This window comes from Phycisphaerales bacterium (assembly GCA_016716475.1).
Classification (GTDB): domain Bacteria; phylum Planctomycetota; class Phycisphaerae; order UBA1845; family Fen-1342; genus JADJWG01.
In genome coordinates this window covers 1,349,424-1,365,659 of record JADJWG010000001.1, presented here as the reverse complement: position 1 = coordinate 1,365,659, position 16,236 = coordinate 1,349,424, and the positions used below count along the sequence as shown (strand labels likewise).

Sequence of the window (16,236 nt, the reverse complement as noted above, 5' to 3'; positions counted from 1 at the left end):
ACTCCCGGTACCCGGAAAACTCTCAAATCCCGTCGCCGAGATGGCCCTGCTGAAGTTCCTGTCCGGGGGGCGGGCGCACTTTCAAGACGGGCGGGGTGATCGTGACCTGGTGTCCGGAGGCGACATCACGCGTCAGAAACACGGAACCGCCGATGATCGAGCCATCGCCCAGTTGCGTGTCACCGCCAAGCACAATCGCATTCGCATAGATGGTAACGTGGTTTCCGACGGTCGGATGGCGCTTGTAGCCACGAATCAGCCGGCCGCGTTCATCCTTCTCGAAAGACAGCGCGCCCAGCGTCACGCCCTGATAGATCTTGACGTGGTCGCCGATTTCGGCCGTCTCGCCGATGACCACACCGGTACCGTGATCAATGAAGAAGCAGCGGCCGATACGGGCCCCGGGATGGATGTCGATTCCGGTGAGATGATGGGCATGCTCGGCCATGATGCGCGGCACGAGCGGGACATGCAGCCGGTACAACTCGTGGGCGAAGCGGTAGATCGTGATGGCGAGCACGCCGGGATACGCGAGGATCACCTCGGAGGTCGATTCTGCGGCGGGATCGCCGTCGTACGCGGCTTGAACGTCTTCAGCCAGACAGGCGCGCACCGCGGGCAGGCGGCTGAGAAACTTCGTCACCAGCGCCACGGCCTCATCGCGGCAGGGCGGCTCGACGACCTCATCCCGAGAACCCTGGCCGCACTCGTGGCGATGGCACAGGCAGCGTGTGACCTGATCCGTCAGTAGCTCCCAGAGCCGGGGCAGGAGCTCGCCCACATGGTAGCTGATATTGTGACGAGTAAGACCGGTACGACCGAAGTAGCCGGGATACGTGAGTTCAAGCAGCAGTTCACAAATCTCGACGATGACGTGGCGCGCGGGCAGATACTCGCGGTCGATGTACTGTGTGCGCTCGTCGGAGGCGTAACTGGCGACAAGCTGCGCGACAAGGCGCGGCAGACTCTCACCCATGTGTCGTGAATCCATGGACCCGATCTCCGGAAACGGAGCACGCCCGGTCTGTTGTGCGCCGCCGCGGTTCTACTCATGGTAGCGCGGTGGCGGCACTGTGGCGCGCGGGATCCGCGCGCGGAGCGGGCACGCGACCCGCTCCGCGCACCGAATTGCTAGGTGTAGGGCACCACTCGGCCGCGGGCGTCGGTGCAGGTCACCTCCACCTGGTCCTGACTGAAACTCGGATCCGGTCGGATCGAGACGATGCGCCGATGCCGGGTTTCCAGTTCGTGAATCAGGGCGCGCTTGCGGTTCTGAAGCAGGTAGGCCACATCTGGCGCCACGGCCACCTCGACCATGCGGATATGCTCGCGGGTCACCGCGAGTTGGATGATCCGCATCACGTCCAGCGTCACCGACTCGACCGTCTTCACGAGACCTGTGCCGCGGCAATGCGGACAGTCGCGGTAGACACTGCGTGTCAGACTGGCCCGCTGCCGCTGTCGCGTCAACTCGATCAGCCCGAATGCGCTCGTCCGCAGAACCTTGGCCCGTTCCTTGTGCGCCTTCAGGTTTCCAATCAACCGCCGCTCAATCTCCCGGCGGTGTTTCTCAAGCCGCATGTCGATGAAGTCGCACACCACCACGCCGCCGAGATCGCGCAGCCGGAGCTGGCGGGCGATCTCGTCCGCGGCCTCGAAATTGATTTTGTACGCGGTCGTCTCGGCATCGTCCTCCGAGCGGAACTTACCGCTGTTCACGTCAATCGCGACCAGGGCCTCGGTCTGCTCGATGACAAGTGAACCGCCCGACTTCAATGGCACGTGCCGTGAATGCAGCCGCTCGAGTTCCGCCTCGATGCTGAACTTGTGAAAGATCGGTTCGGGTTCGCGGTAGGTGACGACGATGCTTTCCGACTTCGGGCTGAAGATCGAGAGGAACTCGCGCGCCCGGGTCGCGACTTCTTCGTCGTCGACGAGGATCTTGTCGATGTCATCGGTGAACACATCGCGGATCGTGCGAATCACCAGGTCCGACTCGCGGTAAAGTTCGGCCGGTGCCGCATCGTTCTTGATCCGCTTCTCCACGGCGCGCCACAACCGCGTCAGGTACAGCAGGTCATTCTGCAACTCGTCCAGCGGGCGATCGATCGCCGCCGTGCGCGCGATGAAGCCCACACCCTCCGGCAGCTCAAGCTGCGCCAGCGTGGTGCGCAGCCGCTCACGCGCGCCGTCATCCTCGATCCGCCGTGACACACCCAGTCGCCGCATGCCCGGCATCATGACCAGGAACCGGCCTGGAATGCTCAGGTAGGTCGTGAGTGTCGGGCCCTTCGTGCCGATCCCTTCCTTCGTGACCTGCACGAGCACTTCCTGTCCGCGCCGCAGGCACTTCTGGATCGGCGGTCGGGCGCGCCGTGGCATCTTCCGCCCAACGTTCTCCGTGTTGCCTTCACCGTTCGGGAAGTACTCCGGGTGCAGGTCGGAGATGTGCAGAAAGCCGTTCTTGCCCTGGCCGAAGTCCACGAACGCGGCCTGGATGCTCGGCTCGACGTTCGTGATGATCCCCTTGTAGATGTTGCCGACGTGGTTTTCGGCCGCCGCCCGCTCGAGGTAGATCTCCTCCAGCCGGTTGTTCTCCGTGATCGCGATGCGGCACTCCTCGCGCTGCAGCGTGTTGATGATCATCTCACGCCGCACTTTCGGACCCGCCGCCACGCCCGCCGTCGGGGTGTCAACCAGCGTGGCTGCCTCCGGGCCTTCGTGTCGCCCGCCGCGCCGGCCACCACGCCGGCGCCGGCGACCACGGCTGGGACGACTGTCGTCCCCTTCCTCGGTGACGGTGGCGATTTCCCGCTCCGGCCCGGCCGCACCTTCGTCGTCGTCTTCGTCCTCGTCGTCTTCGTCCTCAGCACCAATCTCGGTGGCGGTGTAGGCCTCGTCCGGCTCGAGCACCTCGACCTCCGGGGCATCGAACTCGTCGATTTCGGCCTCAAGCGTGTCGGCGTCATCCAGCCATGTGGGGTGTTCTTCCTCACGCGGTGGAGCCCCGGAGCTTACCACCAACTCTTCGTGTTCCTCGGGCTCCCATGTGTGGCGCGCTTCGGGCGTGGCCGAGGCACTGGGGCTCGGCCCTGGGCCCGCGGCAGGGGCACCTTCGCCACCCCCACCCCGGCGGCGGCGGCGCCGGCGGCGTTGGCTGCGCGACAGACCGAGATCACCGTCGGAGCCCTCGTCGGCACCCCGCCCCGCTGGCCCACGGCCGTCACGGTCGTCTCGCCGTGGTTCTTCACGGGGGGCACCCCGATGATCGTCGAGACGCTCCCCGCGCCGTGCGTCCGGGCGCTCGTCCCGCCGGATTCCGTCACGGTTGTCATCCCGGCGCGGTTCTCGGCGTCCAGCCCCCTGACGACCTCCACGGCGGTCGTCCCGCCGCTCGTTCGGGCGCTCATCCCGCCGCTGGTTGTCCTCTCGGTTCGTACGTCCCTCCGGGGCGCGTTCGTCGCGGCGGTCCGGACGCGGCGGATGACCGCCGCGACTCGAATCACGGTCCCGGTCACGGCCACGCTCGCGATCCTGATCCCGACCGCGTACTTCCGAGGTAACCGCGGAAGCTGGTGGTGGGACACTCGCTGCCGGCTGCGGCACCGGCTTCACCGGGCCCGGGCGGGGAGTCTCCGCGCGAGGCCGACGAGCTTCCGCAAAAGGTGAAGGTGCCACGGGTGGAAAACGGATTACGATCGCGCCGTTGCTCTCCTCCACCTGCGCATCGGGCGCGTGTGGCTTAACCTCGATGCCGCGCCCGGTCGTGGGTTTCACCTGTGGTGCCTCCGGTGCCACCGCCGTAGTCATCACGGCCGTGGCCGGCGCTTCCGGCTTTGCTCGTCCACCGCGCGCGGCCTTCTTCACCGTCTTGCGGGTTGCGGTCTTGGTCTCGGCCGCGACCTCCGGCGCCGTCTCGGTATCGGGCTCTGCCGCGGTGGTCTTGCGCCGGGTGCTCTTCTTGACCGCCGACTTCGCGGCGGCTTTGGCGGTCTTCTTCTTGGTAGTCTTCTTCGCTGACACGCTACGTCCTTTCATCTGCGGAGGCGCCGGTGTCCGGCGACCGCGTATCGGTCCACAGTACCTCGCCACGCTCGAGTCGATCGTGATACAACTCGGGGGCAAGACCCAAGGCATGCAACACTTCCACGGGCCGAGCCGTTCGCGGCGCACCCGTTCGCAACCGGAAACGCAACCGGCTGCCGACCCATTCGAGTTCCTCCAGAGAGGGGCGAATATCCACCGTTCCCGGTGCCCGCCCCGGGCCGAATTCGCGCGGCACGATGCACGTCGCCCGCGCCTGCAGCTCCGCCACCGGGGTACCCAGCGGCGGGGCATCATCCCGCAGAGTCACCCAGTAATCCGCCGCCCGCACCTGCGGAGTCACCTTGCCGCGCCGCAAGTGCACGCGCTCCAAGCGGACACCTCCCGGCAGTGCCGCCCCGAGTCGCTCCTGCAGCGAAGCGGGTGCCTCCGCCCGCTGCAACCCGCACCAGGCGAATTGCTGCGCGGCGGCCAGCCCCAGGTTGCGCGGCAGCGGAATTCGCACGCGCGGTTGGGGATTGAACCCCCGCGAGAACGCCAACGGCCAACCGGCCCGCACGACGGCCCGTTGCAGCATGCGCAACTCGTCCTGGTGTGACAAGTAGCGCAACTCGCCGCGGAGTGCGTACACAACTTCCGCCCAAAGGGGCGCGGCGGGAGGGGGTACCTGCGGAGGCACTGCGGTCACGACGCAGCCCTCCCGCCGGAATCGCCGTCGCGCGGCCGCGAACCCTCGCCCCGGCGTGAGCGTGCCGCGCGGCGCGTTCGCGCGGCGGGTGCCGGACTGGTCTCGCCGTCACCCTCACCCAGCTCCTCCTGCACACGACGAATCTCATCCCGCAGGAAGTTCAGCACTTGACGATCGGTATCGAAGCGGCTGACCTCGCGGGCGATACGTTCGCAGCAGGGGATATCCGTCGCCCGCACAATCTGCTTCACCGCGGGGATGTCCTTGGGAGCCATGGAGAGCCGCCGAAGGCCCATTCCCAGCAGCAGTTGCGTGTAAAGCGGCGTGCCGGCCATCTCACCGCAGATACTCACCTCCACCTTGCGCCCGCGCGTCGCCCGGACCACCCGCTGCACCAGCGCGAGCACGGCGGGATTGTGCGACGAGTAAAGGTGTGCCACTCGCTCGTTGCCGCGATCGACCGCGAGCGTGTACTGCGTGAGGTCGTTGGTACCGATGCTGAAAAAGGCGGCCTCGCGCGCGAAAGACGACGCAAGCAGGGCAGCGGCCGGCGTTTCGACCATCATGCCGATCGGCAGGTCACGTCTGAAGGGAATGCCTTCCTCGCCCAGATCTTCCATCACGTCCGCCAGGGTGGCCTTTGCCTGGCGCAGCTCCATGACCGTCGTGATCATCGGGAACATGAGCCGCATATCCCCATGCACGCTGGCCCGCAGGATCGCCCGCAGGTGCGTCTTGAACATATCCAGGTGCAGCAGGCAGTAGCGCAGGGATCGCAGGCCCAGCACGGGATTGTGATCGTGGTGCCCGCTCGCCATGGCGGGCGAGAGTTTGTCGGCGCCGAGATCAATCGTGCGGATGATGACCGGGCGATCGCCCGCGGCGACCAGCACGTCCCGAAACGCCTCGTACTGCTGCTCCTCGGTGGGTAGCCGCGGGCTTCCCAGGAACAGCAGCTCGGTGCGGTAGAGGCCAATGCCGTCGGCGCCGAGTTCGACCGCATTGGGTACCTCTTCGGGCACCTCGATGTTGGCAAGCAACTCGATGGTCACGCCGTCGCGCGTGGTCGCCGGCAACCCGCGCAGCTTGCCGAGGCGCCGCTCGTTGCGTTCGTGTTCGCGTCGGCGGGTCTCGAAATGGGTAATCGTGGCGGGATCGGGACTGGCGACGACGATACCGTTGGTGCCGTCGACGATCAGGGTTTCCCCCCCCGAGACGTCCGATGTGATATCGCCCAGGGCCACCACGGCCGGGATGCCGAGCATGCGGGCGATGATGGCCATGTGGGAGGTTTGGCCGCCGACATCGATCGCGAAACCCAGGATGTGCGCACGGTCGAGCGAAATCGCCTGCGAAGGGGTGATATCCGTGGCAACGATAATGACCGGCTCGGTCAGCCGGGTCATGTCCTCCCGATCGCGGCCAAGGATGTGCCGCAGGACGCGCCGCTCGATGTCGTGCAGGTCGCGAACCCGCTCTTGCAGGTACGGGTCGTTCACGCTGCGGAAGCGACGCTGTTGTTCGCTCATCACCTGCCCAAAGGCATAGGCGGCGGAAAACTGCCGGCGGGTGATCAGCTCCTCGACGCTGGTGCGGAGCTTGGGATCGGCAATGAACTGCTCGTGGAAGGCAAAAATAACAGCGGTCTGATCCCCCAGCTTGCGCGCTGCGGCGACGCGCAGCTCCCCTACCTCCTGGCGCGACGCTTCCAGCGCGACCTCGAGGTTGCGAACGTGCGCCGGAACCTGACTGGGATCGATCGTGCGGTGTGGAATCCGGTACTCTTCGGTATCCAGCACCAGCGATGGACCAATCGCCACGCCAGGCGAGGCGTTAATCCCTTTCTTCGTAATCATCGGCCGCGGTGTCCGCGGGGTGCGCGCCGCGACCGGGCCGGCCGCCACGCGGTATGCCGTGTTGCACTGGTTCTGATGCTTCCGGCCCGGCGCCGGTGGCTACCCAGGGTGCCGCCCGCGACCGCAAGCATCGGGAATCTTGTTGCTACGCTTCGCCGAAGCCGGACTCCACGAGACTTGCCAAGGCCTCGAGCAGTTCGCCGGCATCAGCCCCGTCCGCGACCACGCGGACCTTCGATCCCTGCGTGGCGACGAGCATCAGCATCTCCATCGGGCTGCGCCCATCCGCCGACCGGTCCTCGCAATGCACCGTCACCCCCGCCTGATAGCGTTGGGCCACGTCGACAAACTGCATGATTGGCCGAAAGTGCAGCCCTTCCTTGTTCGGGATGATGACTTCTCTTTCGACGGCCACGCCTGATCCATCCGTGCCATTGCGGTCCGGCCACGAGCACGCTACGCCACCGGGGCGCGCTCGTCCGCTTCGTTCAGCAAATCGTAAATCTTCTCCGTCGTATCCGATTGTCGCAGGAACTTCCGGAACTGCTCCAGTTGCAGGTGCCGGAAGATCAGATCCATCGCCCGCAAATGCTCCTCCGGCTGGTCTTCCGGACTGACGATCAGGAAGATGCCAAACACGGGCTGCCCGTCCAGCGAGCCGAAATCGACCCCCGCGCTGCTCCGCCCGACCGACGCCACGACCTTCCGCAGTCCGTTGATCTTCACATGGGGAACGGCGACGCCCTTGCCGAAACCGGTGGTGCCGCGCGTCCGCTCGCGCGTGATGATCGACTTCACGATCCCGTCGACCGCTTCCGCGGTGATCAGCTTGGCTTGGGCCAGGATCTCGACCAGCTCACGAATAACGCCATTGCGGTCGGAGCTGCCCAGTTCGGGGATAATCGCAGTTCGATCGATCAGGTCCAGCAGCTTCATGTTGTCTCTGCTCTCTCCGCACACCCCTCCGCGCCGTTGGTCAGGCCGGCAACTCGTTCTCCGCCGACCGCGGCGGATGTTTGCGGTTCCTCATCCGCTCCTTGTAACGCCGCAACTGCTGCTCGATTTTGTCCATCAACAGATCAAGTGCGGCGAAGTTGTCCTTGTCTTCCGCGGTGGCGACGAAGGGAGCGCTCCCCGCCACATGCACGATGACTTCCACCGTGTGCAATCCTTCATGGCCGTCGATCACGACGTCCACCGATTGAATCCGGTCCAGCAGTCGCGGCAGGCGCCCCACCTTCTCTTCGCAGTACAGCTTCACATCGTCCGGGACGCTCATGTGCCGGCCGGTCACGGTAATCTGCATACTGTCCTCGCACCTCGGGTCGCGCGGTTCGTAGCGACTGCTGCGGCTGGACGCCACGGACGGCCACCCGCAGCCCCCGTCCACGGATCAACCCGGCAGGGCGCGGACACCCCCCGGCGGTAAGCGCAGCCGGCTCCCAGTCTCGCAGGAAATGTAGCGGAAGAACTGCAGAACCGTCAAGCGGATCGAACCGCCACCGCCCGCCCCGAGTGAACACGGCGGCAGCCCTCCCGACCCTCTGAGGACCGGCGTAGTGTACACCTTTCACCCCAACCGCCGTTACATCATCACGTTGGCGGTAGTGCCTCGTTCCAGTATCTGTGGTGCCACGGCGATCCGCTGCGGCCCGTCCTGACGCGACTTGGTCACCCGCTGGAGAGCCAGTTCCATTGCTCGCTGTCCGGTTTCCTCGCCGCTGAGATCGATGCTGGTCAGCCCCGGTGTCAGCGCCGTACCGGCCGCCTCGTTGCCTACGCCCATCAGGGCGTAGTCCCGGCCGGCCAGACGACCCCGGAGAGCCATTCTTACGAGGATCTCGATCGCCAACAGGTCATCCCCGGTAGCGATGCGCGCCGCCCCTGCCAAGCGCTCAACCACGGCATCAAGCCGATTCGGGCTGCACGAATCCGGCACCGTCAGGCCGACTCCAAAGGGATCGATTCCCTGCATTTGGAGGACTTCGTCAAATCCGGCACAAAAATCCGCTGACGTGCCGGCGCGGGTTACCCGCAGGATGCTTCGCTCGCCGCCGCGCGTGAGCAGCCGGGCGGCCATCCGGCCCGCTTCGCTCCAATCGGGACCGAGAACATCACATTCGATCGGACAATTCGCCGAGGCCGCCACCATCGGGTGCGCAGCCAACGCACCGGCGATGCGCTCGGTCAGGGTGCCCGGGAGCGGATCCGACACGAGCAACGCATCCACCCGTTCCGCGAGCAGACTCTGCACGTAGGCCGCGCCTGGGTCGTGTTCTTCCGTGCAGACTTCGATCACGTGGACGGCGTAACGCTGCTTCCGCGCTACATTCAGCACTCCACGTAGAAAGGCGGCCGCGTAAGTCGAGCGCAAGTCGGAAACGAGGACGGCCACAGCGAAACGCCGCCCGGTCGCGAGTGAGCGGGCGGCGTGACTGGGCACGTAATTCAACTGGCTGCACGCCTCCAACACGCGCTGCTTGGTCTGCTCGCTGATGTCGGGGCGGTCGTTCAGCGCGCGCGATACCGTGCCACGTGAAAGACCTGTCTGCCGGCTGATATCCTCAATGGTTACCTTTGCCATGGCCCAGTCCACCCTTGCTGTTCATTGCGGGCCGAGGCCCGCAGGAAGTGAGGCCGTCGCAGCCGAACGCCTTCACTAGTTTAGCAGATTTGAATCGCTAATCAATTCTCAATATTGGCGTGGCCGCTGCGTAGTCCGAAAAAAGGCGATATCAATCGCATTAAAGCCACCTGTGAACGATTTTGCGGCACGATTCTGACCAAAGCAGCGCAATCGCTCCCGAATGCCCTGCTGGGTGATTTCGGAAACGCGAACGCGGCTCGCACTGAACCAGTGCGAGCCGCGGGAGTGTGCCGGTGTGCGCAGTCACCGCTGCGACGATTAATTGGGTCCGACGAGTTCGAGCAGCAACTGTGGTGCGTTCTGTTCGCCGATCGCCGTCATACCGGTCAACGGTGCGAGGGGGGCCGCGGTGAACGTCAACGCAGGATCGATGACCACCTGGCGGCGAGCGGCTGTACCCGTGTTGGACATCACGTCGGTGATGGAGCCGACCGGCTGCGCCGTCTGTCGCAGGCCCGTCAGTAGGCCCACCTGGTGCGCGGCGGAATTGCCGAGTGCCACACCGAGCTCAGCGTTGGAGAGTGCCGGGAACGCGGCGGCGATTTCGCTTGCGGCAACCGCGGCACGCCCGCTCAGCGTGAAGTTGCGCGGATCGATGTAGCCGGGCAGGCCGAACATGGTGAGGTTGGCGACGTTGGTCACGCCCGGAATCTGAACATTGAGCAGGCGATTCTGGCCATCAAAATAGATTGTCAGGCGTGGAGTGTTTGCAGCCGGCGGCGGATCGGTGGAGACGTCGAACCCGTAGGGCGCCAGCAACGTCGTGACACGTTGTACGAGTGCCTGCCGAATCTGGATCATGTCGCCGTCCGTCTTGCCTGTGATCGCGAAAGGCGACAGATCAAACGGCGTCGAACCCGCGATCGTGAGATTGGATGCGCCTGTGAAGTTCAGGTGCACGTACTGCCGGCGCGGAAGTGATGTGTCGGTAAAGTCGCGTTGCACACGCACACGCATGCTCGGCACGGGTCGCGCGCCGAGCGAGTCGATCACGAGAAAATAGCGGGGGCTGTTGTGTCCGACGATCAACTGCGTCTGGCGCGAGAACAAGGTGCGACCGGAATCGTACCAGGCCACCATCCGCTCATCCGCGTCGAGCAGCAGCACGCTGAAACCACCACCCGTAGCCGTGGGATTGAGTTCTGCCAGAGTGAACGCTTCGCCGTAGCCCGGTGTGGTCAACAGACTGAGGAAGACACGGTCGCCGACGGCGAGCGGCCCCAGGTCGAAAATCTGCCGTGTCGTCGTCGCCGGGAGCACGATGTCCGCGGCGTCGTCGCGCAGCGGGATCACAGGGGGATTCTCGGCGATCGTCGCCGGGAAGGACGGAATCACCCGAATGGTCGTGTCCGTACGGTAACGCCGTTCAGGCGACGAGCGATCGGTGCTCAATTCGACCCACAGATAGAACTCGGTGCCACCGGGGGCTGCCGGTACGTTCGCCAGATTGAGGGCCTGCGGCGTTCGCAGTATGAGGTCGTTGCCCTGCGATGGCACCGTATTGAGCGGAATGGAATTCGCGGCGGCAATGCCGGTCAGCAACTGGCTGCCATCGTGTGAATACTGCACCGTCACAATCGGCGACACGCACGGCGACAGCGTCTGCAACGCCTGGTTCATGGTGACCGACCACAGGCGCGCTGTGGTGTCGGCACTGCCCGAAGCCAGGCGCGTCCCGTCGGGCGAAAACGCCAGCGCCAGCACGGCGGCCGTATGGCCGGTGTAGGTCGCCAATTCTGCGGCCGTCTGGGAATTCCAGAGCTTGATGCGCTGGTCCGAACTCCCGGTTGCCACGATCGTGCCGTCAGGGGAGAAGGCCACCGCGTTCACGCTGCCATCGTGTCCGGCCACGAGCACACCGTCATTGATGACCGGTGCGAAATCCTGCAAGAGCGTACCCGTCACGGTGCTCCAGGTTCGCGCGGTGCGATCCTCGCAACCGGTCAGCAGTTGCTCGGGATCGGTCGGCGAGAACATCGCGGAGGTGATCGGTGCCGGATGCCCATAGGTAAACAGTACCGTGCTAGCCAGCGTCCGCAGGCGACCGACCCCGGCCGCATCCCCGCTGAAGAGCCAGCCGCCATCGGGCGAAATCGCAACCGCAGTAACCGCGGAGGCGTGTCCGCCGAAGGCCTGCAGCACGGCGTCGCTCAGGGCGTCCCGTAGCAGCAGACTGCCGTCGGAATGACCAACGAGCAGGGTGGTGCCATCAGGGCTGAAGGCCAGCGCCCGGACAGGACTGCCATTGTGCAGCAGGTTGCGCAGCAGATCCCCGGTCGCAAGGTCGTGGATGCGGACCACGCCGTCGTCCCCGCCGGCAGCGAGCACGAAGCCATCGGGTGAAAACGCGGCGGCCCGCACGCGGTCCGCGTAACCCAGCAGCCGTTCCACCAGTGTGTGGCCTACGGTCTCGAAGACGGCGACCTGCGCATCGCAGGGGTCACGATCCACGTCGAGCCCGGCCGACATCTTGTAGGGTACCAGCGGCTCCACATCCCACTCGGCCGCAACCCAAAGCGGTGAATTCTGCGTCACGACAAGGTTTTCGACCGTCCGGGGCGGCACGCGCACTTCCAGGGCTGGTTGCGTAATTCCGACTTCGATGACCTGCTCCGCGAAGCCGGTAATGCCGACGGCATCGGTCACGGTGAGTCGCACGCGATACACACCGGACGTTGAAAAGGTATGTGCGGTGACCGGCAGAAACTCGAGGGAGCCATCCCCGAAATCCCAGCGATACTGAAGGACATCGTTGGGCCCCGCATCCGGGTCGAACGAGGCCGAGCCGTCAAAGTTGAAGATGGCGGGCGCGGTTTCGGCGAACGTTCGATCGACGGTGAAGATCGCGACTGGACGCTCGGTCACACTGATGACGATCGATCGGCTGGACGAAGCGCCCCGGTCATCGACCAGAGTGAGTTGCACGGTGTAGTTGCCGGTGCGGGTGTACGTATAGGTGGGCTCGATCTCCCGGCTGGTGCCGACGCCGTCCCCGAAATCCCAACGGCGTTCAATGATGATGCCGTCGTCGGTACTGCCCGCAGAAGAGAATCGCACGGTGAGTGGGGCGACCCCCTGTTGCTGATCCACGGACAGAATGACGGACGGCGGCAGGTTGAACAACCCACCACCTCCCCCAGTGCCCGGGATGCAACCCAGCGGCACGACCGCGGCGACTACGGCCAGAAAAGGCGCGGCCAGTCCGAAAACGCCGAGAGTTGCGGGACTACGCATCGAGGGACTCCTCGCTACAGGGCTACCACGGACCCATCAGCGTCGTAAGTATGGGGCGGGCAGGGAGTCGCTTCAAGAGCCGAATCGACCCACTCTGTTCGCACGATATAATGGATGTGCGGCGACCTTGGGAGGTCGCCCCTCTTCCGGGCCTCAAAATGCGGAAAGGCGCTCCAGTGAAGCGCATCGGGTTGCAACTCGGACTTTGGAGCACGCTTTTGGTGCTCACTTCCGCGGGTTGTCCGCGGGCGCCGTTCGAGGAAATTCCCGGACTCGACAATGTTTCCACGACTTCCGGCTCGGGCAATCGTGGTTCGGGCTCCGGCAACAGCACGACCACTGCGGTTCCCGGCACCACGGACGTCGGACCGCGTGCTCCCGGATCGGGAGCGGCGATTCCCGCCCTCGATGACGTCAACGGCGGGACGGGCACGCTCGTGGGCGGCAGCCAGGTCACCTCTGTTCCCGACGCCCTGACGGCAAGGTTCTCGGGCTGTGAGGAGCCCCCGGAGGTCCAATTCTGGCGGGCCGAGATCTTCCGACTTGTGAACCAGGCCCGCGCGGCCCGGGGATTTGCGCCCCTGCAACAGAACAATCTGCTCGAGGCGCAGGCCACCCAGTACGCGTGTGAATTGATTTTCTACCGTTTCTTTGCCCACGAAAATCCGGTCACCGGCTCTGCGCTGGGAGATCGAAGCCGCGAGTTTGGTTACGACTTCTGGATCGTGGGTGAGAATCTCGCCGCGGGGCAGCGCACCCCCGTGGAGGTGTTTGAAGCCTGGATGGCCAGCCCCTGCCACCGTGAGAATATTTTGAACCCGGCCTTCACCGAGCTCGGCATCGGCATCCGCTATGGAGGGGACTACGGGTATTACTGGGTGCAGGAATTCGGCCGTCCATTTGCAGATGAGCCGTATCGCGATCGCCCCTTCAGCGATCCTGAATGCAACCACGGCGCGTAGCGTCCGCTGCCCGACCCGGCGCATACCTTGCGCGTTTTCCCCGGCATTCGCACCCTTGATCGGACCTCTGCAACCGGGCGTCCTTCCCCGCCTATAACACTCCGGCCCAGGCCGCTTTCTGTGCATTTGCGCCGACCCAAGTCGAAAACCGCCGGTGGCCGGCGTACAACCTGGCAGGAAAAGAACGCCGTCCCGCGGGCCCTCTGGCCCGCCGGATGCATCGCCCCAGGAGGCCGAAAGATGCTCTTCATGTGGACCCCCCAGCGTATTCGCATTGTCGTGTACTTCTTTGCCGCGTACATCGCCTTGTGCTGATGGCCCGCGGCCCGCGCCCTCTCCGCAACACACGATGCGTCGCCCGTCGGTCTGTTTCGGGACTGGCGTGCGACGCATCTGCGTGGGTACCCTGTCCGCGCGTGCATGAGTATTCCAGGCCAAGGTTGGGTGGCACGTGCTTATTCCCACACTCGAAACACTGCTGCCGTGGATTGAGCTGCGCTATGATCCGGCCAGTGGTCCGGGCGGGCAGAACGTCAACAAGGTCGCCACGCGCGCCACGCTGTTGTTCCACTTCGAGGCCTGCACCGAATTCTCCCCGGAGGAGAAGCTCCGCCTCGCACGGCGGCTTGAGAACCGCCTCTCGGCGGACGGACGTTTGCGCATCGTCGCGCAACAGGAACGATCGCAAAGCGGCAATCGCGCGGTTGCAGAGCAGCGTTTGCTCGTGCTGCTGGCCGAAGCGCTGCATGTGCCGAAAGCACGGCGATCCACGCGCCCCACGGCGGCTGCGCGGCGCCGCCGCATGGACATGAAGCGCCGCCGCGGCGAGATCAAGCGTCAACGCCGCGGCGCAGGGGAGTAGGGCATCAGTCGGGTTGTGAAGGGTGGCGAAACGGTCCGCATGCGGCGATGCGGCGGCCGAAGGGCGGCCTCAAGCGGCTTTTCAGGTCCCGCGTCGCCCACCCGTAGGCGCCCCAGTCCGGAGCGGCATTCATCCTCAGGGTGTGGCTGGTACATCTGCCTGATCAGGCAACACGGGCAGGGTGGACAAGGTCGGAAATGCCGCCACAGCGGGTACGGGTTTGGGTTCCCTGTTCCAGAGCCGTATGTCTACCAATTCGGTCTCAATCCCCTGAACGCGCTCGGCGCTGCCGCGGATGGCGACGGCCACACGGCGCGTATTTCCGGGCAGGATCGGGCCGCGCCACTCGCCATCGAACGCGACCGGGGTTGCCAGGTAGACGCTATCTTCTCCAACCGGCGCACCCTTGCTGTCCAGCGTTACGACCCGCAATACGAGCATCGAAACCGTTTCCGCGCCCTGGTTTGCGACTGTCACGACCACGCGGCTGTGGCCGCGCCGTTCGCTTTCGGTGGCGGCTTCGGTTGTGATGGTGAGCTGGTCGCGGTAATCCGGCGCCCGGTGATCGTCGAGGGCTTCGGAGATCTGTGGGGGCAGGGCGCGCTGCCATTCGGGCAACATCGTAATGACCCGCTCCGCACCGTCGAAGGCCCGCATGAGCACCGTGGCGGCCTGATCCTGCACAGTGTTCAGCGCGTAGACGGCGATCAATGTGCCGCAAATGATCACGGTGATGATCGTACCGAAGATACCCTTCACAATGGCACTGAAGAACCCGCCCTTGTTGACCACGACCGATGGACCCATGTTCATCACTCTGCTCCTCTGCTACAACCGACGCCCGTTGGCGGGGTGTGGACCCAAGGGGGATTCGGGGCTGGCCGCGGGATATTTTCAGGTCCCGCACCCGTTTCGCGTAGCCCGCGGCAAGGGGGCGAAAGCCGGCGGTAGCGTCACTGGAAGCGACGCAGCAGGTCGCGGCACTTGAGGATGCCCGCCAGCTCGTCCGCGTCCGGACCCTCATATTCGATGCCGACCCAGCCGTTGTAACCGGCGTCGAGTACAACTTGCATCATCCGGGCATAGTCGGTGCGAATCTCCTTGCCGTCCGCGTCAAATTCGTGGCACTTCGCGCTGACCGCCTGCGCGTACGGCATCAGTTGCCGGACGGCCTCGTAACGGTCGATAGCCGGGGGGAAATTGCCGAAGTCCGGCAGCGTGCCCAGCAGCGGGTCTTTTGCGTACTGGATGATCTTCACGATGGCGCGCGGATCGGAAGACAACCCCCCATGGTTCTCGATCAGTACTTTTAACTTATCCGGGCGAGCCAGTTCACACAGCGCAGCACAGCTTTCGGCACAGCGCTGCAACGCATCTTCATCCTGCGGATCGCCGGGGCCGGTGTTGACGCGAATCGAGTGGCAGCCGAGCACGGCCGCGATGTCGAGCCACTTGCGGTGATTGCGGACGGCCTGGCGGCGTTCGGCCGCATCCGCCGCCGCGAGATTACCTTCGGCATCACACATGATGAGCAGAATCCTGACGTCGTGGTCGGCGGCCTTCTTGAGCAGTTCGCGGCAGTAGTGGTAGTGCGGGCTGGGGAAGAAGGAGTTGACCAGCTCGAGACCGCCGAGGTCGAGCTGCTCGCGGCAGAACTTCGGGAGCTCGATCTGCGGAAGTTTGCCGGCGTAGAACAGGCGATGCACGGACCAGGCGGCGAGTGAGATCTGGAACTTCGGTGTCACGGCGGGACTCCTGGTCGGGTTGGCCGCGGGTGTCTGTGCACGTCCGAAGCGCGGCAGTCCGGCCAGTGCCAGGCCGGCTGCGGCCTGCATGCTGAGACGCAGGAGCGTGCGGCGATTCAGGGTTTCATGAGACGATTCGTCGGTATGGGAGTAGGCGAACATCATGCGACTAAGCGTACCGCGCCGACGAGCCCGGAA

General features: G+C 65.0%; 13 protein-coding genes. 2 read left to right on the top strand and 11 right to left on the bottom strand.

Annotated elements, in window-relative coordinates:
- Nucleotides 1–22: 22 nt before the first annotated feature.
- The 9 genes from IPM18_05640 to IPM18_05600 all read right to left on the bottom strand — a co-directional run bounded on the left by IPM18_05640 (nucleotide 23) and on the right by IPM18_05600 (nucleotide 12,469).
- Complete coding sequence (locus tag IPM18_05640; GenBank protein MBK9119072.1) at nucleotides 23–991, bottom strand: serine acetyltransferase; 969 nt, start codon at nucleotides 989–991, stop codon at nucleotides 23–25.
- Between the two features lie 140 nt (nucleotides 992–1,131).
- Nucleotides 1,132–2,658, bottom strand: coding sequence for an Rne/Rng family ribonuclease (locus IPM18_05635; GenBank protein MBK9119071.1), 1,527 nt, complete (start codon nucleotides 2,656–2,658; stop codon nucleotides 1,132–1,134).
- A gap of 1,366 nt (nucleotides 2,659–4,024) precedes the next feature.
- The gene (locus IPM18_05630) at nucleotides 4,025–4,732 is read right to left on the bottom strand and encodes a DUF2344 domain-containing protein (protein MBK9119070.1); all 708 of its coding nucleotides are present in this window, start codon (nucleotides 4,730–4,732) and stop codon (nucleotides 4,025–4,027) included.
- A complete protein-coding gene (gene ptsP, locus IPM18_05625; protein ID MBK9119069.1) occupies nucleotides 4,729–6,636 on the bottom strand; it encodes a phosphoenolpyruvate--protein phosphotransferase in 1,908 nt (635 codons plus the stop codon). The genes IPM18_05630 and ptsP overlap by 4 nt, the downstream gene beginning before the upstream one ends.
- A 97-nt stretch (nucleotides 6,637–6,733) precedes the next feature.
- Nucleotides 6,734–7,003: an HPr family phosphocarrier protein gene (locus tag IPM18_05620; protein ID MBK9119068.1), complete on the bottom strand. Its 270-nt coding sequence runs from the start codon at nucleotides 7,001–7,003 to the stop codon at nucleotides 6,734–6,736.
- Nucleotides 7,004–7,044: 41 nt separating this feature from the next.
- On the bottom strand, nucleotides 7,045–7,524 hold the full coding sequence (locus tag IPM18_05615; GenBank protein MBK9119067.1) for a PTS sugar transporter subunit IIA: 480 nt from the start codon (nucleotides 7,522–7,524) through the stop codon (nucleotides 7,045–7,047).
- Between the two features lie 40 nt (nucleotides 7,525–7,564).
- A complete protein-coding gene (gene raiA, locus IPM18_05610) occupies nucleotides 7,565–7,894 on the bottom strand; it encodes a ribosome-associated translation inhibitor RaiA (GenBank protein ID MBK9119066.1) in 330 nt (109 codons plus the stop codon).
- A gap of 279 nt (nucleotides 7,895–8,173) precedes the next feature.
- Nucleotides 8,174–9,172 carry a LacI family DNA-binding transcriptional regulator gene (locus tag IPM18_05605; GenBank protein MBK9119065.1) on the bottom strand — a complete coding sequence of 333 codons (999 nt, stop codon included), beginning with the start codon at nucleotides 9,170–9,172 and terminating at the stop codon, nucleotides 8,174–8,176.
- 321 nt (nucleotides 9,173–9,493) lie between these two features.
- The gene (locus tag IPM18_05600; protein ID MBK9119064.1) at nucleotides 9,494–12,469 is read right to left on the bottom strand and encodes a PKD domain-containing protein; all 2,976 of its coding nucleotides are present in this window, start codon (nucleotides 12,467–12,469) and stop codon (nucleotides 9,494–9,496) included.
- 50 nt (nucleotides 12,470–12,519) lie between these two features.
- On the opposite strand from IPM18_05600, the gene IPM18_05595 reads away from it, so the two are divergent.
- Both IPM18_05595 and arfB read left to right on the top strand, forming a co-directional pair.
- Nucleotides 12,520–13,431 carry a CAP domain-containing protein gene (locus tag IPM18_05595; GenBank protein ID MBK9119063.1) on the top strand — a complete coding sequence of 304 codons (912 nt, stop codon included), beginning with the start codon at nucleotides 12,520–12,522 and terminating at the stop codon, nucleotides 13,429–13,431.
- A 451-nt stretch (nucleotides 13,432–13,882) separates the two neighbouring features.
- Nucleotides 13,883–14,293 (top strand): aminoacyl-tRNA hydrolase, encoded by a 411-nt coding sequence (gene arfB, locus IPM18_05590; GenBank protein MBK9119062.1) that lies wholly within the window; start codon nucleotides 13,883–13,885, stop codon nucleotides 14,291–14,293.
- A gap of 135 nt (nucleotides 14,294–14,428) precedes the next feature.
- Here arfB and IPM18_05585 read toward each other — a convergent pair whose 3' ends face one another.
- Both IPM18_05585 and IPM18_05580 read right to left on the bottom strand, forming a co-directional pair.
- Nucleotides 14,429–15,106: a hypothetical protein gene (locus IPM18_05585; GenBank protein MBK9119061.1), complete on the bottom strand. Its 678-nt coding sequence runs from the start codon at nucleotides 15,104–15,106 to the stop codon at nucleotides 14,429–14,431.
- A gap of 140 nt (nucleotides 15,107–15,246) precedes the next feature.
- On the bottom strand, nucleotides 15,247–16,203 hold the full coding sequence (locus IPM18_05580; protein ID MBK9119060.1) for a sugar phosphate isomerase/epimerase: 957 nt from the start codon (nucleotides 16,201–16,203) through the stop codon (nucleotides 15,247–15,249).
- Between the last annotated feature and the right edge of the window lie 33 nt (nucleotides 16,204–16,236).